This window comes from Haladaptatus pallidirubidus (assembly GCF_020700235.1).
GTDB lineage: Archaea > Halobacteriota > Halobacteria > Halobacteriales > Haladaptataceae > Haladaptatus > Haladaptatus pallidirubidus.
The window spans coordinates 446261-466581 of record NZ_CP085307.1 but is presented as its reverse complement, the minus strand read 5'-3'; the positions used below and the strand labels follow the sequence as shown (position 1 = coordinate 466581).

Sequence of the window (20321 nt, the reverse complement as noted above, 5' to 3'; positions counted from 1 at the left end):
CGATGATATTCGGCTACAACGACGAGAAGTCGAGTTCGTGAACGTCCTCATATACCCCAAAATCCGGTACGGACGTGAATCTACCACGGTCGGCATCATGCAGCTGGCGCATCGTCTTGAACTGTTCATAGCGCCACGAGCGCCCAGGAGAGCACGTCCATTCACGTGCTTCTTGGATTTGAATCCCAGTCAAAATATTCTCAATCGACGACCACGCCAACTTATGCACTTAAAAAGATAGATATGAGATGACGAGATAGATCCCTATATGGGCGGAACAATCGTAGAAGTCAGTTTTCCTGCTAAGCAGTTTGCGCTTGAGCACACTCTTAGCACCCTTGAAACCGTGAATTTCGAAATCGAGCAGATGGCTGCAACCAACCAGGACATTCTGATGCCGTTCATGTGGATCGAAACGGAAGATCGCCTCGCTCTTGAAGACGCATTAACAGACGACGATAGCGTTGCGGACTTCCAACTGATCGCAGATCTTGAGACTGATTTTCTCTACCAGCTTGAATGGGTCGACCACGTCGACTATCTCATTCGAACTCTTGTCGAGGAGAACGGAACTATTCTTACTGCAACTTGCCACGGCGATGCCTGGTATCTCAGGCTTTTATTCGCTGATCACGATGCAGTGAGACGGACGACCGAGTGTTGTGAAGAACAGGGCATCGATTTCAATATCGAGAACATCTACGAGTTCAGTAGAAACTATCGAGATCGATTTGGATTGACAGACACACAGCAACGGGCACTGCAGCTCGCCGCTAGTCGAGGGTATTATTCAATTCCGCGTGATGTCACGACAGAGGATCTCGCAGAGGAGCTCGGAGTCTCGCATCAAGCGCTCTCCGAACGACTCAGACGCGGTCATGGCACTCTTGTCGATCACGTGCTCGTCAGTGGTGCCGGTACACCAGAGCCACCGGAACCAAGAGGGATCAATTCCGACGAAGATGTGGTCTCTGAGTGAAAAGTGACCAAATCTTAGCTACTCTTGGCATCGATTGGTTCGAGCTCGACAGTCCGATCAGCGTTAACAGTGACCTGAAAGCCACAATATTTGAAGGTCACTGTTCCATGCCGTTCGGTCTTTCGTGTTGGGGCAAACAGTTTATCGAGTGCATCTGGATTCACAACGTCGTACAAGGGTGGGCAGTCGTTCAGGTCTGACTTTTTTTGTGTTGCGATTGCTTCATGAATAAGGACAGTGATTGATGGCTCTCTTGCTGTACTCTGGTCGTCACTCGGTGTATTAGTATTGCTCTCTCCCATTGTCTTTCTCCCTCTTTTTGAAGCCCCCACGTCCAATCCTCAGGGACCACTCCATGCTCGCTAGGGACGGTAGTTATAAACATGCTCTGGCGGCTGATGAAAGTATTCAATTGATCATTAGATACTGTTCACTGAGTATGTGTAACAATATCACAGTTGAGACTAATCAACGAAAATTACTCAAATAGGTTCTTTACTCGTCTATTGAGGCACTTTCGTTAGTTACGGGGTCGTACTTTGCAGTGTGTGCCTGTCGTTGCGCTCGGTGTGAAACCTCTCAGGCAATCACTTTGACTAGCAGATCAGGGAAGTGCTCAGTTAACTGCCTCGGGACTTGATCTCGAGATACTCGGCCTGCTATGCCTATAAAATTGAGCCGATGGAGGCTGGTTTGCATCCTCGCTCAGAACTCGACCCAACTGAATATTGGTTAAGTGAGGTGAGTTTAGACTTGGTTTGAAAATTAGATAAATAGGTGTAGTATATCTAAATTTATATATATATATTTTGATATAATAGTCACAAACAATGAAGAAGCGCCCTGCTAGCGGTCACGGAGTGGAACCGTGTCGATCTCGATCATCGTAATCGACGAGTGGTGCAGTGCAGCCTATGTATCAGCAGATTCGTCCGGTACTATCAATCGGCAAGCCACTACGGGCATCGTAAGGATGAGAGACCCTTTACTGACGAATCAGGGCTATCAACCCACCCACCACGCAGAGCAACCCAAGCAGCGCTATCATCGGTGAGTTGATGTCTGGAAGCATTCCGGACCCAGGCGCATCCATTTGTTCTGATCCTTCCGATGTCTCAGTGCTGGATTCCGTCGTCGGTGAGTGAATGCTTGCTGTTCCCTCCCCATTGGAGCCCGAGTCAGGGTCGTTATTGGCCGGGGTGTCATCGCTGCCACTGTCACCAGTATTCTTCTGATCCGCGTTTCTATCGTCACCCGGGTCACAGCCGCGGGAATTCGTCGTCCTCGTGTTATCGCAGTTATTCGTCCCCTCACCTTCATCTGGGATGCAATCGTCGTCTGAATGAGTTTCCACCTGTAGTTCTTCCGCGGTAGTGAGGTCATTACTGAGTGAAGACTCGTGAGATGACATCGCCGAATTTTTGTCTTCCGCGTTTGCGTTCGCTGCAACAGGAGAGACAAACGCTGTAGACAGAAGTTGAAGAACGATAAAGAGGGTGAATACGTGCCGTAGATTGGGTCGGATTTGCCGTTCACGATCGAGAATTACGATATGAAGTAACGCTGAAACACTCATGTTACATCTACCGACCTCTTACGAATCTCCTTGTTTTCCGCAAAATCGTCCAACACGGTATCGGCCGACCAGTGGGGCCCTCCAACCGTGTCTGTGATTTCGCTCGTTGAGGATTCAGGCGCCTTACTGACTGCCACTACATCCAGTGGCTTGCGGTCTTGGGCGAGCTCGCCCTGCGTTCTTCGTACTCTCTTTTCGTTATCGTCGGGCATAGTTATCCATACTGTCCATCATTCAGCTTTCTCTATTCAATGTTGTTGCCAATAGTAAATGTAGATACTATAATTGTGTGACTTACAAATTCTGGATGATTCTATTTTATTTCTTGCAATCAATATCCTTCTAATCCATACATTCGGATGTCACTAACCAATAAATGTGTACACAGTCGTCCGACATGAGCAATTCCACCGCGAAGTCTTCGATCAGATTCTCGAAGTCGCTGAAATTCGACGTGCAGTATATCAATCAGATGGACTCCGCTCGTCAGCGAACGATCCGAATCGAAATTTATTATATTAAAACCATTTTATTCATCGACCGCATCCCGGGCATCTTCGAGAAGATAGTCGCATCGGACGCTGTCGGTTCAGGCCACGATCGGAAACATAACCTGGAATCTTCGAGGATTATTCCCATTTTGAATAGTCGTAATGACTTGCTTAATTTTAGCTTCAAATATTCCTTCGACATCTCGGGTGAGTTTTGAGACTTCGGCCGTGGAAGGAAGAAGTGATGCGTCACTTGCAACGTTAACTATTTTAATACGTTTCTTCGATCAACGCTGTTTTTCCTCAGACATCAGTTAGATCTTAGTCAATTAATCAGCGAACACTTAGAGTCGGTGGAGCGTGCGTCGGTCATGTAGGTTCACTCGCAACCTCGACCGAAATCGGTGCTACCGCTCCTTGCGGTACTTCCGGAGCGATAGCGGCGCGAAGACGGCGACGATCAAAGCGGAAGTGACGAGCACCCACGCGACGTCCACGAACTTTACGCCACCGTGCATGAGACCGCGGGTGGCGTCTGCGAGGTGCGTGACCGGGTTGACGCCAACCACGATTTGGAGCCACCCTGGCATGGTTGCAGGGTCGACGAAGATGTTGGACACGAACGTGAGCGGGAACAGCAAGAGAAAGCTCATAGTCATGACGGACTCGGGCTTTTCGACGGTCAGCCCGACGACGATCCAGATCCAGGAGAGGCTGAACGCGAACACGAGTACGAGCGCCAGCGCGAGGAACACTCCCAAGAAACCGGCCCCAGGCCGGAAGCCAAGCACGACGCCGAGCCCGATGACCATCACCGCGGCGATGGTGTAGCGCATGACATCGCCTAAGAGCGCGCCGACGATAGGTGCGGGTTGCCAGATCGGGAGCGACTGGAAACGATCGAACAGGCCGTTGTCGATGTCCGTATTGAGTCCAAAACCGGTGTAGACGGTGATGAAGACGATGGACTGCACGAGGATGCCCGGTAAGAGGAACTGAATGTACTCGCTGGGCGACCCCGCGAGGGCGCCTCCAAAGAGAAAGGTGAATAGTAACGTGAACATGAGCGGGAACGCCGTGACGTCGAACAGCTGGAACGGTACGTGCTTGATTTTCAAGAGGGCCCGCCATCCAAGGGTGAGCGAGGCGGAGACGGCTCCGGCACGTGGCGGGCGCTCGGCCTGCGAGAGGACGTCGCTCAGGTCCTCCTCCGCTACGAGTGGCGCCTCCGTGGTCTCGGTGCTCATGCTGCCACCTCCTCGGCCTCGTTCTCCGCGGGGCGGCCTGTCAGTGCCAGGAACACCTCGTCTAAACTTGCCTGTCCGAGCGAGAACTCGGCGACGCGCACACCGGCGCCCGCGAGCGCCGAGAGCGCCGCTGCCGCGTTCTCGTCATCCGTGATGCTTGCGGAGAGCGTGTCACGGTCGGCTCCGTCGAGGATCTCCACGCCGAGGAGGTCCCCGAGGATTGTCTCGGCCTCCGCACGCCGTCCCGGGTCGTGCAGACGGACGTGGAACGTGCTGGCACCTACGGCGGCCTTCAGTTCGCGGCTCGTGCCCTCGGCGATGACTCGCCCATCGTCGATCACGGCGAGCCGATCCGCCAGACGGTCTGCCTCGTCCAGATACTGTGTGGTGAGGAGCACGGTCGTTCCCTCGGCAGCGATGGCACGGATGATGGCCCAGACCTGGTTCCGGCTACGCGGGTCGAGGCCCGTCGTCGGCTCATCTAGAAAGAGCACCTCGGGCGTGACGACCAAGCTCGCGGCGACGTCGAGGCGACGTTTCATGCCGCCAGAATACGTACGCACCTGTCGCCTGGCCGCCTCGGCGAGGCCGAAGGAGTCGAGCAGCTCGTCGGCGCGCTCACCGGCATTGCGCCACGAGAATCCGAGCAGGCGCCCGACGAGAACGAGGTTCTCGCGACCAGTTAGTTCCTCGTCAATGGAGGCGTACTGGCCGGTGAGGCTCACCTTCGCGCGAACCGCAGCCGCATCCCGCACAACGTCGTGTCCGAGGATGGTCGCGGTGCCCGCATCTGGGCGGAGCAGCGTCGCGAGCATCCGGATCATCGTCGTTTTCCCAGCGCCGTTGGGACCGAGGAGACCGAATACGGTTCCTCGGGGAATCTGGAGGTCGATGCCGTCCACGGCAAGCGTTTCACCGAAGGACTTGCGCAGACCGGCGGTTTCGATTGCGAGCGTCATTTCGTTGTTCTCCTCGATATCGTATCGGGTATGCGGTTCCAGCGCTTCGCCGAAGGGGCCGGTGCCGTTTCGGCCGATCGCACGTGGTTCCGAGAGTACCGTGTCGTCTCTCCGTTCTCCACGAACCGTTTTAGTGTCGCGTCCCCGGTTTCGGAGAGCGCCCGCAGTGCTAGGGCGGCGAATTTCACTCGCGTTTCTGGTACGGTAATCGTCTCTCTCGACCTTGTTGTATGAATCATAGGATATTCTTCGCCTGGAGGTCGATCCTCCACTCTAGCATAGGTTCGCAGAGAAGAAATAATAGCGCCTAGTGGAGCGTAAGTGAAGCGATTTAGTCAGTGTCACAGATGGGAAATAATCTCTTTGGACCGACGACAACCATTCGGCATAAGGAGAAGAAAGTACAACGGGATTAGGCTGAGGTCTTTCCGGCCCGTGCGCACTCCAGCACGGGAAGCAATCAAGGCCGCCACAGTTTCACTTCACTGTCTTAGCATCGTCGTCCTCTCCTCTGATGGAAACGCGGTCAGCGTGCCGTTGTTAGTCGGATTTTGCCGGCAACCGTGTGTTCGCAGAACGTGCATACAGTTCCGTGCTGTTTGAGAAATCAGGTATAAGATCGATCGACGTATGAGTTGAACGGTGAACACGAACGAGTGGTTCAGTTATCGGGTGCCAACCGACGATGCGGAGGATTATTATAGAGATTTTATTGCTTTGATTGTATACACTGTTCCAAACATATATGTACCGAGCTGTTCGTATTCATCGAAGATCTCATTGATGGCTATCCGAACATCATCGTTTGCATTCCAATTGGCGTACCAGTGAAGGAACCACCGTAGCAGGGGATTGAACGCCCGATTGGCCCCGATTGAAACTCCTGCAAATCGAGGATACCATTGGGGCACCTGGTTTGAGTACGGAGTGGATGTTCCGGACAGCTCGTTTGACATCAGGCATCACGCTCAAAGCGAGGGTTGCGATAGCTGCGTCATAGCGCCCCCCAAATTGGCAGTTGTTGCATCGGCGCGCACAACCTCGATATTCTCCCACCCGTTGGTGGTAATACGCTCTCTGGCTTTGGTGACCATCTCTGGGCTGTAGTCAGTCGCAACGAGCTGGCCGTCTTCGCCTATTGCTTCCCAGATCAAACTAAAGTTAACGCCGGGTCCACAGCCAATCTCAAGTACCCTATCACCCTCTCTGAGGCCGAGTTGCGTAATCAACTCCGTTCGGAACGGTTCGAAATCCTGTTCACTCGTTCGGTACCAATCGCTCCAACGGTTCCAAACCGTCTCGCTACGCTGTAGATGATCACGATACTGTGTTTCGTCCTCCGGGCGTCGTTCGATGTCCGTCATCGGATATCGTGAACGCGTCTGTTTTCCTGCGCTCCTATAAAGGGTCGTTGCGATTGATTTTAAAATTTTGCCATGTAAACACCCCGAACCAAATGCTGCCTGCTGCATTATCCATTTGTGTACTGTAGTGCAGACAGCGAGATTCTGTTACTTACTACCCTCCTTAACGCGAAGTGATCCACCCTCGGATGCCCAGTCGAAGCAGTTAGATCACCTGGTTAAGTTGTATAGTTAGACTATTCAGTTAGGTTTCCTGGTTAGGCCAGTTACAGACGGACCGTCCTCAGGTTGAAGCCTTTTATCGAGTGGCGTTACAGACGAACGACATGGTGGTTGCCCGACTCAGTTATCGGGAGGTTGCGACGCATTACGGCTGTGCCTACAACAACGATGGCTTCGGGTGATGGAAAAGATGGCTGAGCGTGTCATGGGCGTAAGCTACAAAGAGTTTCGAACGCTGTCAGTGGACGATGCAACGGGTGTCGGTATCCATCACATCGAAATCACGTTCGACCATCCCGATTTAGCGGGGTGGATGCGGGCCCACGAAGCTAACACGAAACTAGCGAATGGAGGGCGCTAATTACAACGGTATAATCATGGGGTTCGAAGAACCCTCATCGGGGCGACGCCAGCATCCAAAATTCACACCGCTCTGCCGGTGGCACATGGTGGTACTAGTGTGTTCAGGAAGCCCCCGCCCTTAAGGATGGGGAGCAGTCACATGTGGGATTCCCTCCCTTCCTGCCAAACGAGGAACCCCCTGGGAGAAGAATAATATATATCCATGCGTAGTAGTCACATGCACTCACCGATCAAAGAGATCGAATTTCTTGCGCGCTCGGATCACCGCATCAGGGTACTCGAGGCTCTGACTGAAGGCCCCTGTGACCGTAAGAAATTGCGTGTCACAACAAGTGCATCCTCACCTACCATGGGGCGTGTCTTGGCTGATTTCGAAGATCGACGATGGATCGTCCGGGACGGCCCTGACTACCAACTGACGCAACTGGGTGCGTTTGTCGCCGATCGGTTTTTGGATTTCCGCGAAGCGATGGAGACCGAATACAAACTCCGCGATGTCTGGCAGTGGCTCCCGCGGGAAATGGAGGGATTCAGCGTCGACCTATTCGCTGATGCGGTAGTCTCGTATCCCGGATCGAGATACCCTTACGAACCCGTCGAACGACTTACCCAGCTCATCAAGGGGACTACCCGGTTGCGCGGCTTCGACAATATCGTGTACAAATCGATCAACAACGAGGCAGTCTGCCAAGCTGTCCTTGATGGGATGGAACTCGAGTACATTTACTCGCCGGATGCGCTTCAGGGAACCATTGCTTGGAATCCCGAACGAATCATGGAAGCAGCCTCATGCGAACACTGCACCGTCCTCATCCACGATTCTCTTCCCGATGGAGACCGGTGTGGCCTCGGTATCGTTGACGACCGAGCTGGCATTTGTTGTCATGATGCCGAAACTGGTGCGCTCCGGGCGATCATCGATACAGACGCTCCGAAGGCCCGCGAGTGGGCTATCTCCGCGTTTGAGCGCGTCCGTCGGGATGCCAAGCCAGTCGATTCGGACTTGTTCGAGGCGCTCGTCTCCTCAGATCTCACCTCGTAGGATGTTCATTTAGTCTGTCTTAGTACCAATTTTTCACACAGCGAAATATTTCACAAGACAGTTACATATATTTGGCAAGCATAATAGACATTGAGTAGCATGGCCACTGAAAAACAGATACAGAACGCATGGAACGAGATCAAACAGGGCTTCGTTGTTCCCCTCGTTTCCCCGAAAAGGGGCTTAACAGATGTAGGCCTCCAACACACGGGCTTCCATTTGAGGGTGAGGAGTGAAGGCCATTGAAACGAAGAGAAGACATGACTGACAGTTACAACACTATCGTTATCGGCGGGGGCCAGGCCGGACTGGCTACCGGTTACTTCCTGCAGAAAGAGGGACGCGATTTCATTATTCTCGACGCAGGTAAGCGAATTGGTGATGTCTGGCGGAACCGTTGGGATTCGCTTCGCTTGTTTACCCCTGCTCGCTACAGCGGACTCCCGGGAATGCCCTTCCCAGCCCCACCCCACATTTTCCCTACCAAAGACGAGATGGGCGACTACCTGGAAGCGTACGCAGAATATTTCGAGTTGCCGGTTCATCTAGACGTACGGGTAGACCACCTCACAAAGGAGGGGGAACGGTTTCTGGTGAATGCAGGCAATCGACATTTCGTGGCCGAAAACGTCGTCGTTGCCATGGCAACGCATCAAATCCCCACAACACCTGACTTTGCCGATGAGCTGGATCCCGACATCGTTCAGTTGCATTCCAGCGACTACCGTAATCCCTCTCAGCTGCAGGATGGTGGCGTCCTCGTCGTGGGAGCGGGTAACTCCGGGGCCGAAATCAGTCTGGAGGCCGCACACGAGCACACTACATGGTTGTCAGGACGGGACGTCGGGCGCATCCCATTCCACATCGAGTCGGTTGTCGGACGGCACCTCGGTGTCCCGTTTGTGCTGCGTTTCCTCTTTCATCGCGTGCTGACAGTGGACTCGCCCATCGGCCGCAAGATGAGACCAAAGTTTATCTCCCAGGGTACCATACTGGTGCGAACCAAACCCGCGGACTTGGCTGAGGCCGGTATCGAACGGGTTCCGAGAACAGTTGGCGTACAAGATGGCCTACCCACGGTCGGGGATGATCGTGTTCTGGAAGCGGCGAACGTGATCTGGGCCACAGGATATCGTTCTGATTTCTCGTGGATCGACCTCCCGATCTTCGAGGGAGATGAACCGGTAGAGCCAAACCACTATCGCGGCATCGTCGCTGACGAACCAGGGGTGTATTTCGTCGGGCTATTATTCCTCTATGCGGCATCATCAGAAATACTCTGTGGAGTTGGAAGGGATGCGAAACACGTAGTCGAGCACATCGCATCCCGGCCGCCTCACGGATCGAGATCATCCCAGATCCGTACGTAGTTGATCTCTGGAAGAGACAAATACTGCGATGGCGTGACTGGCTCTTATCCACTCACGCTCATTGATATGTAGTGATTGTTGAAATTCAAACGCTTTAGAAACGTTTCCGACAAGTAGCTGTGTGCGCTTGCAGAAAGCGTGCTGCGAACGTGGTGTGGACGCGTGTACCCCATTGCTTCTCCCGTTATGTCGTCTAGTGTGACAACGTACTGGTGCTCAGCGGGGTTGTCGTGGCTCTCATTGGCGACTTCGACCAGTCGGGGCTCTTCGATGGCGACGGAGAACTGTTCGGCCTGTGCGCGTTTCTGTACCCTCGCGGCGGCTTTACGGGCGATGAATTGTTCAATTGTTTTCTAATGACGAACGGTATAGAGGCTCGCTTAGCGGTTCACGAGTTTGTAGGGATCGGCTCCTTCGGGCAGCGGGCTCTCGTATTCGTGGTCGGCTGACCGCTCTTCGAACTCCGCGCGTGCCTGCTGGCGGAGTTCAGGATCTTCGAGCAGATCTGCGAGTGTTGCCGCGATCGTCTTTGCGGCGAACTCCATCCCAACGGTTCCCAAATCCCTTCCAGCCGCCACGGCTTGCCAGGAGTGAGCAGGCGTCCCGACAGGCCATGTCGCAGCCCTGAACCGGCCGAGCGGGACATTCCACGAGACGTCGCCTGAGTCCGTCGAATAGGAGCCAGTCTGTCCCTCGTCGGGCGCATTGATGGGCCGGGTAAACATCGCCACCTCACGAGCAGCCTCGCGCTCAGACTCGGGGATGTACTGCAGGGAATCCTCTACGTCACCAAGGGTTTCGCGGAGCTCCGCGGCGAATTTTTCCCGCTCGTCGTCAAGCGGGAAATCGGCATACTCCATGTTCTTACGGATTGCGTCGGCGAGGGTGTGGTTCGGCAGGACGCCATACATTCCGGAGGTTTTCGTCGCGGTAAGGTCAGTTCGACTCATCTGGGCAGCTGCCGCAGCGATGTCGCAGACCCATTCGGAGATGCGCTCGACCTCCACTCGCTCTGGCGCGCGCACGAGGTACTCCACACTTGCCTCGCCCGGGACGACGTTGGCTGCGGAGCCGCCGTTGTGGATGACGTAGTGGATGCGTGCGGCGTCGGATATGTGCTCGCGCATAAACTCCACGCCCGTGTTCAGAAGCTGTACCGCATCGAGCGCGGATCGCCCGGATTCAGGTGAGGCCGCGGCGTGAGAGGTCTCTCCTTGAAAAGTAAAGTCGAACGCGTCGACAGCGAGACAAGACCCCTTTCCGGGCGCGTTGTACCAGCCGGGATGCCATGAGATGACCGCGTCCACATCGTCGAAGGCGCCGTTGCGAACCATATACATCTTACCACCACCGGCCTCCTCAGCTGGCGTGCCGAAGAAGACAATCGACCCAGACAGGTCACCGCGATCTATCGAACGCTTGATGGCGATAGCTGCGGCGAGGCTGCCAACGCCGAAAAGGTTGTGCCCACATCCGTGGCCAGGTGCATTCACCTCGACCGGTTCGCGTTCAGCTTTCGCTTGCTGGCTCATCCCCGGCAGAGCGTCGAATTCTCCCATAGTACCGACGACGGGGGTCCCCTCTCCGTATCTGGCAACGAAGGCGGTCTCAATGCCGCCAACACCAGCCGTCACTTCGAACCCTTCCTCGCGTAGGGCAGATTGGAGCCGTTCGCTTGATTCGGACTCTTGTAGCGCCACCTCAGGGTTCTCCCAGATATCTCGTGCGATTAACTTCAATCGACCGCGTTCGGCCTCGATGGTGTCGAACAGCGTCTGCTTCAGAGATTCGGGCTCTCGTTCCGACATGTGTTACTATTCACAGAGGACGGCAAAAGAGTTCGCGCACCGGCAGTCGGGGACATCCAGTGAGAACGGGGTTTTCAGCTACGATACGCTCTGATACGGGCTGATACGCAAAAATTAGAAACGTGGGGGCCGTTTTTTCGTAACGATTCTCGACAGGCCAACAAAACTCATTTACAAAACCCACACTAATGGGCAGTAACGAGCGCCGAGCGCTCTATACAGCACTATGCAAGGACAAAATCAACAGCAGGCATACGATCGAGGCACGTCAATTTTCTCCCCGGACGGTCGACTTTACCAAGTTGAATACGCTCGCGAAGCCGTCAAACGGGGCAGTGCCAGTATCGGCATTCAGACGAACGATGGTGTGGTGCTCGCAGCCGAAATCAATACCCGATCACCGCTGATGGAATCATCGTCGGTCGAAAAGCTCCATAAGACCGACACGCACATTGGTATTGCATCTGCGGGCCATGCTGCTGACGCTCGCCGACTAGTAGACAAAGCACGTCAACACGCACAAGTTGAGCAATGGCGCTATGATCAACCAATTGATGTCGATACGCTCACCACCGCAGTCTGTGACGATATTCAAGAACATACACAGCAAGGTGGCACACGGCCATTCGGTGTTGGCCTTCTTATTGGTGGGATCGACGAAGACGAACCGCGGTTATTCGAAGTAACTCCGGCAGGGACAGCATCCGAATGGAGGGCAACTGCAATTGGTGCGAAGAGTGATGACCTGAAAGCTACTCTCGAAGAGCGGTATGGAACCGATCTATCGCTTGACGATGGCATTCGTGCCGTTCTTCAGGCTCTTGAAAGCGTGGCTGAAGATGAATTTTTAGCAACGGACGTCAGTGTTGCAACCATCGACACCGATTCAAACCAGTACGAGATGGTAAATGAAGAAACAGTTGCAGAACACCTCAGTGACCCTTCAACGTCCGGTGAGTGAGCACAGGTAGTAGGTCATTCTGGAGATATAATACTCTCTCAAGGCTTCTACCTCGGGTTTCGGACACCCATGTAAGAGAAGCTTCTCGGAGGCTGTTTTGATTAGTATGGGATACTAACCAGGGTACGCGCTCAATATCCGACCAAGAGTGAGGATAAAGACTCGAGAAGAACGCAGCAATCCGCGGAAATCTTCCCCGTATCTATCCTTGATCGCGAGAACGACCTAGTGGTGTTCAGTGGGGTTCTCGTGACTTTCATTGGTGAGTTTAGTCAGGGTCGCGGTCTGCGATCAGATCAGTCTCCATACGGGCCTTTATCGCCACCGAAGCCTGTTTCCATCATTTCACATTCGCCATTTGAATTGATGAGGAGTCTTCCCTGATACCCGCAGGTTCCGTTATTATTGTACTTACACCGCGTGCATCGGCATTCCAGCGATTTCGCTGAGTCTCGGTTTGCCATGTAGACTGTTACCATTCCTATTCGTTTGACTTTTGTCCTTCTCAGGGTACGATACTCATATCCGAATCATCCGTACTCTTTCCGACCGGCGCTCTTGAGGTTCTCGTGAGCGTGTCTTGTATTGGGTGTATGAATATCTTGTGCAGAAATGCTGTTCCAGCGATTGTGCTTCCGTTCTTATCGAACCCCCCACCATCTATATGTTTGTGAGAACTGTGATAACCAGAGAAAAACTTGCGTTCGCCTTCGGCATGATGTACCTGTGGATCGTAATGATCCTTCTCGGAGCGATCGTATTCGAGACGTTCATCGTCTATCCAAACATCTTCCATACCGTTCCGGAATCGTTCCAAACAAGTATGGACTTCATGGCGGTCGCCGGTCCGAGTGATTTCTTCCCACCCGTGGGAATGCTTGCGGTTGTTACTGGAATCGGTGCCGTGAGCTTGAGCTGGCGCGAGAAGAGCGTTCGTTATTGGCTCCTAGCAAGTGTACTACTCCTGATTATAGCGTTATTCATACTGTCGGTGTTCTTCTTCTGGCCACGGAATACCATCATGTTCGAGGAAGGAGTAGCCGAACATTCGGTTGCAGTTCTAAAACAAACTGCATGGGAGTTCCAAATGGGACACTGGATTCGACTTGGGACGAGTATTGCAACGTCCGCTTTGGCGTTCATCGGGGTGTTGAAGTTGTACAAGCGCGTAATTGTATCCCGACGAATGGAGCCCCCTGCGTAGTCGAAATCGGCTTTTATACGAATATTTCGGCAGCCACGGGGTGCCGAGTTCGTAGAGATGATGACGGTGAATTATCGGTAGTAGATTCAAATCTGGACAATTGTCCTTCGTCAACACCTTCCGAAGTTGTCGTGCTGTTTGCTTTTTCACCCCGACTGATACGGTGATATTGAGAATGAGTCCCTTCCACAGAATGACGATCTCCATTCGATCACTGATCGCCCGAACTAACACAGAAGACCCCGCTTCCTTGAAACCCACCAGTTGGGCGTCTACTGCAAACGGTGGGAGTGACCAACAGCGTTATCTAGTGTTAGATGTTACCATCTAACATAGAGTTAAATAATATCAAATATAGTGGATATTCATGGATGACGAAGACAAGAATCAGGATGCAGAAGATGAGGTGGACGTAGAGGTACCAGAGGAGGGCAAACGTTCGCATAGATTCGGTCTGGGATTTGGCCTGCAACCACTAACGGATTTACTCGGCAGTTTGATCGAGATAAACGTCCGCGATTTACCGCCCCCGGAGAGCGCAACTGACCGAACGACGAGTAACGAGCAGAATAGAAAACAGCACCGTATTGAAGCGAACCGACGTCGGAAACACAGCTATCTGAAACGTACTTCGACAGCCAAACGATGCCGGATCGACGCCCGCATCACCGATGACGTGTTACTCGTTGTTGCTGATCTCCTGGGTGTGACCGAGGACGAACTCTCTGTCGGTATCGGCCGAAGTGCGAATAAACTCCTCATTTGCCGAGAGAAAGGTGTTGTTGGGCAGGTTGAACTCCCATGGGAGTCGCCTGAGGTGACGCACGCTCGGTTCAACAACGGCGTACTCGAAATGCACGTTCGGCCCGAGGAAGTTTGACCTACCAGGGTTAGTTATATTCTCATCTGTCAGTAACATCGACATTCGTGAATATTCGACTGTAGATTATAAAACATCAGTTGAGGATACGCTGACCTGGAAAGTCGAGACGCATACTGAACAGCTCACGAGCGACGACGAGGAGTCTGCCGATACAAATAGGCTGCCCGGACCTCGATTTTGGGGGTTTTTGATGGTAATTTGGCGATAATCGAACGCCCAAAAACACCGTGTAGTTGCACATCGTACATGCGCTATGCTGTCTGTGACCATCGACGACGCCACCATTCCTATTCTCGGTCTGGGAACCGCCCCGATGACTGGCCGAAAATGCCGTGTGGCCGTCAAGCAGGCGCTAGAGTTGGGCTACCGGCACGTAGATACCGCACAGATGTACGGTAACGAAGACGCCGTCGGAGCGGGTATCGCGGCTGCTGCTGTCGATCGTGCAGATGTTTTCGTGACGACGAAACTCAACCGCAGCAATTTGGCATCCGAAAAAGCGCTCTCGTCGGTCGAGGCAAGTCTTGACCGGCTTAACATGGCGTATATCGATCTATTGTTGATTCACGCGCCGAGTAACCGCACTCCAATCGCAGAGACTATCGAGGCGATGAACGACCTGCAAGAGCGTAGTCTCGTGCACCATATCGGCGTCAGTAACTTTTCGGTCAAGCAAACAAAGGCCGCGATAGAGGCGTCGGCGACGCCGCTCGTCACGAACCAAGTGAAGTACAATCCATACAATCGCCAAGACGAACTGCTCGAGTTCTGTATCGACCGGGATGTGAGTCTCACCGCATACACACCGCTGGCAAAAGGCCGTGTTGCGAACGACGAGACGCTTGTCGCTATCGGCGAACGGTACGGCAAGACCGGCGCACAAGTCGCGTTACGATGGCTGCTTCAACAGTCGAATGTTATCGCAATTCCCAAAGCCTCGAGTGCCGAGCACCTGCAGGAAAATCTCGACGTCTTTGACTTCGAACTCACTGACGAAGAGATGGATGCGGTCTTTGCCGTCGAAGGTGGGTTGGTTGATCGTTTCCGAGGATTGTTCCGGGGGTGACGTCCATGCATGGCCTGAACGTCCCTCTATTGCGTTTAGAAGAACGAGTGAGTATACACTCATCTGAATCGATGCGGGATGATTTTTTACAAATAATATACTGTTTGCTACAAATACAAATTGGGTAGAAAAAGGAGAACGTTAGTACAGATGAGGAAATTTCCCAGCCGTCGCTCAAACGACGTACCATGTTGCGCAACCTAGCCGCGGGAGCAATTGCTACGATGGGAGTTCGCGGATCCGCGTCTCTTTCGCCCGCAAAGTGTGACCGATGAGCGAGCACTCTCCGGAGAAGACGACCGTCTGCAGTCGATTCGCAATGCGGTGTTCGCCGGTGAGGAGCACGCGTACCGAACAACATATCGACGATGTGCAGTCGACATTCGACCGCAGACCTGCCGATATTGAATCAGGCCTCGACGTCGACAATGTTGCCCTATTTCAGCTTCGGAAGGAGCCGGAAACCGATCGCCAATTATTTCTCGTCATGTTCTGTGTCGCGGACATACTCTCCCGGGAGAGGGGACGACACACTGGCACGGTTCGTCGGAAACGTGATCGATATATCCACAGATCGGTTGTCCGATCGAGTTTGTTGGGTTTTCTCGAGGCATAATTACCATATATTGGATTATATAATATATACATTTTCGAATTTTATCGAGGTATGTCAGACGTTCGTCTAACGACAGTCGGTGAACTCACATATATTACAAATGGTATTGCCATCCTAATACCAGTTGCGCCAGCAGCAATCGTACCAGCACCGATAAGGAATGGTGGCAATTGTTAGATGGCATGCAGCGGAATCAATGAGAACGCATTCTTTTCGAATTCACCGAAGGAAAGGGGGGAATATCAGTAGTTTGGTGACCTACATACCCTATACTGGACAACGATAGTTCATAAATTTAAGAAATAGGGCTATTTTGCTGGGGCACATAACAATGATGGACACAGAATATGTTCCGGGCTAAGATTTATTTCGATTTACAAAAGGACTGCATTTTGAGCGAAATCACATCACTAAGCGATCAGCCGTTTAATGTCACACAGGAAGAAGTCCGGGATGACTATTTTATCACTTTCGTAATTGAAGCGGGTGAGGAACAAACATTACTTAAAGAAAAGCTGGTTGCATCAGAACAAGTAAAATCGGTTGAAGCGCTTGATGAAAGTCGATTACTCGTGACGAAAAAATCGTGTGGAGCGCTTCCAATCATCCGCCAGAACCATGGGATGCTAGATGGGATGGATAAAGTCAACGGTAGTCAGCGGATCTTTGATATCGTCGTATTCCGACGTGAAGACTTGAAAAGGATAATTGCGGAACTCTCCGAAATTGGTTCAGTAAGTCTCGGTAAATTATCTCCGTTTGAATCTCAATCACGACTACTTTCTTCTAGACAAGCAGAAGTCATCGAACTTGCTTTGGTGTCGGGATATTTTGATTGGCCTCGAAAAATCGAAGCACAGGATTTAGCTTCGGAGCTAGATATTGCGCATCCCACGTTCCTCGAGCATCTCCGGAAAGCAGAAAAAAAGTTGTTAATTGATGCACTCGAAAAGAAGACACAATCTGCTACTGCTCCAGCGGAGCGGAAGTTTATACTCAATAATAGTATTTAATGACCCTACGTGTGTAGGGACAAAGTAGACTCTCCTCACATATGTTAGTATAGGTCATGGCAACTAGGAACATGGGTCGGCGAAGGTTTCTCCGACTAACCACCGCTGGAACTGCTGTGGGGCTAACGGGATGTTCAAGTATTCTTTCAGGAAGCAATAACAATAGTGATGGAAAAGGAAAAACGATTTCCTATCTTAGTGACCGCGGCGATTCGAAACAAGTCATCAACGAAATCATCGGTGAGTTCGAAAAGAATCATGACTATAAAGTGAACGTTACGTATACATCAAAAGGGACATCAACAGATCAGCAATTACAGAAAATGGTGGCCGCCGGCAACCCACCAGATCTTATTTTTGATACTTCTGCCGATGCATACCGATATCAAAGAGACGGTGATTTGGCAGCAATTTCGAATGTTGTCCAAGATAGTGAACTCCCAGACCCAGTCAATGTGGATGGGGAATCATACTTTGCACCGACAATGGTCGAGCCCTTGATGTTCTGGTATCGAAACGATCTCTATAGTTCGAATCCAGAATCCTGGTCTAAGTGGGAGACGGAGGCGAAACAGGTCTCTCAATCTCATAACATCAAAGGGTTTGTTACTCAATCTGGACAGACAAATAACGCAGACACGCAGATCACACAATATCTGTGGCAAAATGATGTAGAGATCTATAACGGTCCATCTGATAACATCCAAGTCACCATCGACGACGGTGCTAATCGGCGGAAGGCAGTCGAAACCTACCAGTGGCTGAAAACGATGAGCCAATACTCCCCCAACGGTAGTGGATGGGAATGGGGAGATGCAATTGAGGCGCTCCAGCAGGAAAATGCAGCAGCAATAGCAAGCGTCGGCGGGCTACCAATCTTAACCATTGCTGAGAATCGCCCAGACTTAGTCGAGAAATTGTCCCCATCACCGTACCCACATCCAGAGGGCACAAAGCGGAGCAAGTGGTGGGCGTATATGGAAGGACACGTCGTTCGGAATGATGGAAAGGCAACCGAGGGTGCAAAGGCCTTTGCCGACTTTTTCTCAAAGTCGGATAAGTTCATGGATTTCGTCCTTTCGGCACCGCTGTTTCAGTTCCCCCCCACGCGGAAGGGACTAAACAGCGAAGCGGTCAAGAACAACGAGACGATTCAGAACCACCCAGCGGTGATGAAACTCGTAAAAGAGAATTGGGACTCGTTCTCGACGATCTTGGCGACCGGAAAGGACGGGGCACCAAATATCGTCGCGGCTGATGCATACGGTCAACAGTTGCTCGGACAATCGGCTGACCAACTTCTTGTTGGTGGAAAGTCTCCCGAACAGACGGTGGATTGGGTCGCAAAGCAGCTACGGGGGTTGAAGAATTAATGAGTATGGAAATACGAACTGTCCAAACTCGACGGTTTTTCGGCGGACGTCGGTTCTTACTGTTAGTCTGCTTTCTACCGCTTGTAATATTTTTCACCGTTGTTTGGGTGCTCCCGATACTCTATGCACTCAATATGAGTCTCTTCTCCAATCCCACACAGGAGGCTGCGTTTGTTGGGCTCGCCAACTATACTGAATTATTATCGAGTCCTGACTTTTGGTCATTTCTCTGGAATAGCGTTGTCTATGCCCTTTCCACGACAATTCTTAGTCTCTTAGTCGGACTTGGGCTCGCACTTGTCGTAAATCAGCGAATAAAAGGTCGAAGTATACTACGAACGATGATGATATTTCCCTATTTGATCCCAACACTAGTGGTGATCTTCCTATGGAAATTCATCCTCGATCCAAATGTGGGAATCCTCAATCAGGTTCTCGTCGATGCTGGGCTCCTTGCCCAGCCAATTGGATTTTTCTCGTCTCTCAAGTGGGCGATGGCAGGAGTTGTTGTGACGAGTGTCTGGAAATTTGGCTCATTCTCGTTTTTCATTCTTCTTGCCCGCCTTCAGGCAATTGATCCCGATTTGTACGAACGAGCGCGAGTTGAAGGTGCCACTACGTGGCAAGCGTTCCGTGATATCACGTTCCCGCATCTGAGGGGTGCGATTCTTATCATACTCCTCGTCCGTGGGATATGGATGTTCAACAAATTCGATATTATTTGGCTCTCAACAAACGGAGGGCCACTAAATACAACAACAACCCTCCCAATCCGGGTTTACCAGCTCGCCTTCAACGAGGTAAACTTCGGTGGTGCAACAGCACTAGCTGGAATAATGTTTTTCCTCCTCGCGATTGTCGCAACCGTTTACTTTCGAGTGTTCAATCCGAGTGAGGAGGTGGGTGCGTAATGGCTACCAGCTCGAAGGGCGCGGGAAGCTTTGTTTCTCAGAAGAGACAACAGCAGATCAAACGAGTTGGAGTCTATACTACAGCAATTCTCGTTTCTATCTTCGTCACAATTCCGGTCTACATCATGCTCTTGTTAGCGTTCCAACCACCTGAAGTGGTATTCTCTGGAGGACAAGTGAATTTGATCCCACAGATACTGTCATTCCAGAACTTCAACGAGTTGCTAACCACGACAAAGACAGTTCGATATATGACCAACAGTATCATCGTCACTGGAAGCTCAATGGTTCTCTCGACAAGTATTGCTGTCACGGCCGGATATGGGCTTACTCGGTTCGATTTCCGTGGTAAGAGCCTCACTGCACGTGCGGTTCTTTTCTCGTATATGTTCAGCCCAATCGTACTCGCCATCCCGTTGTACGTGCTTTTCTACACGGCAGGACTGTTGAATAGCTATTTCGCACTCACGCTCTCGTTGACAGCGATTTCAACGCCCTTTGCGATTTGGTTGATGTGGCAGTACTTCCAAACCATTCCGATTTCGCTCGAAGAGTCGGCATGGGTTCGGGGAGCAAGTCGGTGGCGCACGGTTCGAGATGTTGTCTTGCCGGTGGCTCGGCCGGGCTACATTTCAGCCGCGATTTTTTCGTTCGCAGTCGCGTGGAATGACTTCACGATGGCTCGAGTCGTGATGAGTAGCGACAATATGTACACGATTACAGTCGGCGCAAGCTTGTTCCTTGATCGGGTATCTGTCGGCTGGAGCGAGACAATGGCCGTCTCGTTTCTGATGTGCATTCCACCCTTCCTAATCGCATTGTTCCTTCAAAACTACCTGCTCCAGGGGTTCAGCGTTGGAGGTCTTGAGTAAT

General features: G+C 52.0%; 18 protein-coding genes. 12 read left to right on the top strand and 6 right to left on the bottom strand.

The features are described 5' to 3' along the window. Nucleotides 1-268 precede the first annotated feature (268 nt). Nucleotides 269-979 carry a helix-turn-helix domain-containing protein gene (locus LIX15_RS31895; protein ID WP_227778871.1) on the top strand — a complete coding sequence of 237 codons (711 nt, stop codon included), beginning with the start codon at nucleotides 269-271 and terminating at the stop codon, nucleotides 977-979. A gap of 14 nt (nucleotides 980-993) precedes the next feature. On the opposite strand, the gene LIX15_RS33575 is transcribed toward LIX15_RS31895, so the two are convergent. From LIX15_RS33575 to LIX15_RS31870, 5 genes are all read right to left on the bottom strand, one after another. Beyond that, entirely contained in the window at nucleotides 994-1281 is a 288-nt protein-coding gene (locus LIX15_RS33575) for a HalOD1 output domain-containing protein (RefSeq protein WP_227778869.1), read from the bottom strand. Nucleotides 1282-1964: 683 nt separating this feature from the next. Then, nucleotides 1965-2333, bottom strand: coding sequence for a hypothetical protein (locus LIX15_RS31885; RefSeq protein ID WP_227778867.1), 369 nt, complete (start codon nucleotides 2331-2333; stop codon nucleotides 1965-1967). A 1120-nt stretch (nucleotides 2334-3453) separates the two neighbouring features. Beyond that, nucleotides 3454-4293, bottom strand: coding sequence for an ABC transporter permease (locus LIX15_RS31880; RefSeq protein WP_227778865.1), 840 nt, complete (start codon nucleotides 4291-4293; stop codon nucleotides 3454-3456). Further along, nucleotides 4290-5252 (bottom strand): ATP-binding cassette domain-containing protein, encoded by a 963-nt coding sequence (locus tag LIX15_RS31875; RefSeq protein ID WP_227778863.1) that lies wholly within the window; start codon nucleotides 5250-5252, stop codon nucleotides 4290-4292. The genes LIX15_RS31880 and LIX15_RS31875 overlap by 4 nt, the downstream gene beginning before the upstream one ends. A 968-nt stretch (nucleotides 5253-6220) precedes the next feature. Continuing rightward, a complete protein-coding gene (locus LIX15_RS31870; protein WP_227778862.1) occupies nucleotides 6221-6616 on the bottom strand; it encodes a class I SAM-dependent methyltransferase in 396 nt (131 codons plus the stop codon). Between the two features lie 412 nt (nucleotides 6617-7028). Here LIX15_RS31870 and LIX15_RS31865 point away from each other — a divergent pair, with 412 nt between their 5' ends. The 3 genes from LIX15_RS31865 to LIX15_RS31855 all read left to right on the top strand — a co-directional run bounded on the left by LIX15_RS31865 (nucleotide 7029) and on the right by LIX15_RS31855 (nucleotide 9613). Beyond that, the gene (locus tag LIX15_RS31865) at nucleotides 7029-7199 is read left to right on the top strand and encodes a hypothetical protein (protein ID WP_227778859.1); all 171 of its coding nucleotides are present in this window, start codon (nucleotides 7029-7031) and stop codon (nucleotides 7197-7199) included. A gap of 219 nt (nucleotides 7200-7418) precedes the next feature. After that, entirely contained in the window at nucleotides 7419-8243 is an 825-nt protein-coding gene (locus LIX15_RS31860) for a helix-turn-helix transcriptional regulator (RefSeq protein WP_227778858.1), read from the top strand. A gap of 260 nt (nucleotides 8244-8503) precedes the next feature. After that, nucleotides 8504-9613, top strand: a complete 1110-nt coding sequence (locus LIX15_RS31855) for a flavin-containing monooxygenase (RefSeq protein WP_227778856.1) — start codon at nucleotides 8504-8506, stop codon at nucleotides 9611-9613. 380 nt (nucleotides 9614-9993) lie between these two features. Here LIX15_RS31855 and LIX15_RS31850 read toward each other — a convergent pair whose 3' ends face one another. After that, on the bottom strand, nucleotides 9994-11421 hold the full coding sequence (locus tag LIX15_RS31850) for an amidohydrolase (protein ID WP_227778855.1): 1428 nt from the start codon (nucleotides 11419-11421) through the stop codon (nucleotides 9994-9996). 226 nt (nucleotides 11422-11647) lie between these two features. Here LIX15_RS31850 and psmA point away from each other — a divergent pair, with 226 nt between their 5' ends. The 8 genes from psmA to LIX15_RS31810 all read left to right on the top strand — a co-directional run bounded on the left by psmA (nucleotide 11648) and on the right by LIX15_RS31810 (nucleotide 20320). Further along, nucleotides 11648-12382 (top strand): archaeal proteasome endopeptidase complex subunit alpha, encoded by a 735-nt coding sequence (gene psmA / locus LIX15_RS31845; protein ID WP_227778853.1) that lies wholly within the window; start codon nucleotides 11648-11650, stop codon nucleotides 12380-12382. Between the two features lie 664 nt (nucleotides 12383-13046). Further along, complete coding sequence (locus tag LIX15_RS31840) at nucleotides 13047-13586, top strand: DUF1772 domain-containing protein (RefSeq protein ID WP_227778851.1); 540 nt, start codon at nucleotides 13047-13049, stop codon at nucleotides 13584-13586. Nucleotides 13587-13953: 367 nt separating this feature from the next. Beyond that, nucleotides 13954-14466, top strand: a complete 513-nt coding sequence (gene gvpH, locus LIX15_RS31835; protein WP_227778850.1) for a gas vesicle protein GvpH — start codon at nucleotides 13954-13956, stop codon at nucleotides 14464-14466. Between the two features lie 256 nt (nucleotides 14467-14722). Continuing rightward, nucleotides 14723-15535: an aldo/keto reductase gene (locus LIX15_RS31830; RefSeq protein WP_227778848.1), complete on the top strand. Its 813-nt coding sequence runs from the start codon at nucleotides 14723-14725 to the stop codon at nucleotides 15533-15535. A gap of 1008 nt (nucleotides 15536-16543) precedes the next feature. Beyond that, nucleotides 16544-17164: a helix-turn-helix domain-containing protein gene (locus LIX15_RS31825; protein WP_227778847.1), complete on the top strand. Its 621-nt coding sequence runs from the start codon at nucleotides 16544-16546 to the stop codon at nucleotides 17162-17164. A gap of 56 nt (nucleotides 17165-17220) precedes the next feature. Next, nucleotides 17221-18537 (top strand): ABC transporter substrate-binding protein, encoded by a 1317-nt coding sequence (locus LIX15_RS31820; RefSeq protein WP_425556830.1) that lies wholly within the window; start codon nucleotides 17221-17223, stop codon nucleotides 18535-18537. After that, nucleotides 18537-19448, top strand: a complete 912-nt coding sequence (locus LIX15_RS31815; protein WP_345413416.1) for a carbohydrate ABC transporter permease — start codon at nucleotides 18537-18539, stop codon at nucleotides 19446-19448. Before LIX15_RS31820 ends, LIX15_RS31815 begins: the two co-directional genes overlap by 1 nt. Continuing rightward, the gene (locus tag LIX15_RS31810) at nucleotides 19448-20320 is read left to right on the top strand and encodes a carbohydrate ABC transporter permease (protein ID WP_368410745.1); all 873 of its coding nucleotides are present in this window, start codon (nucleotides 19448-19450) and stop codon (nucleotides 20318-20320) included. The genes LIX15_RS31815 and LIX15_RS31810 overlap by 1 nt, the downstream gene beginning before the upstream one ends. Nucleotide 20321 lies beyond the last annotated feature (1 nt).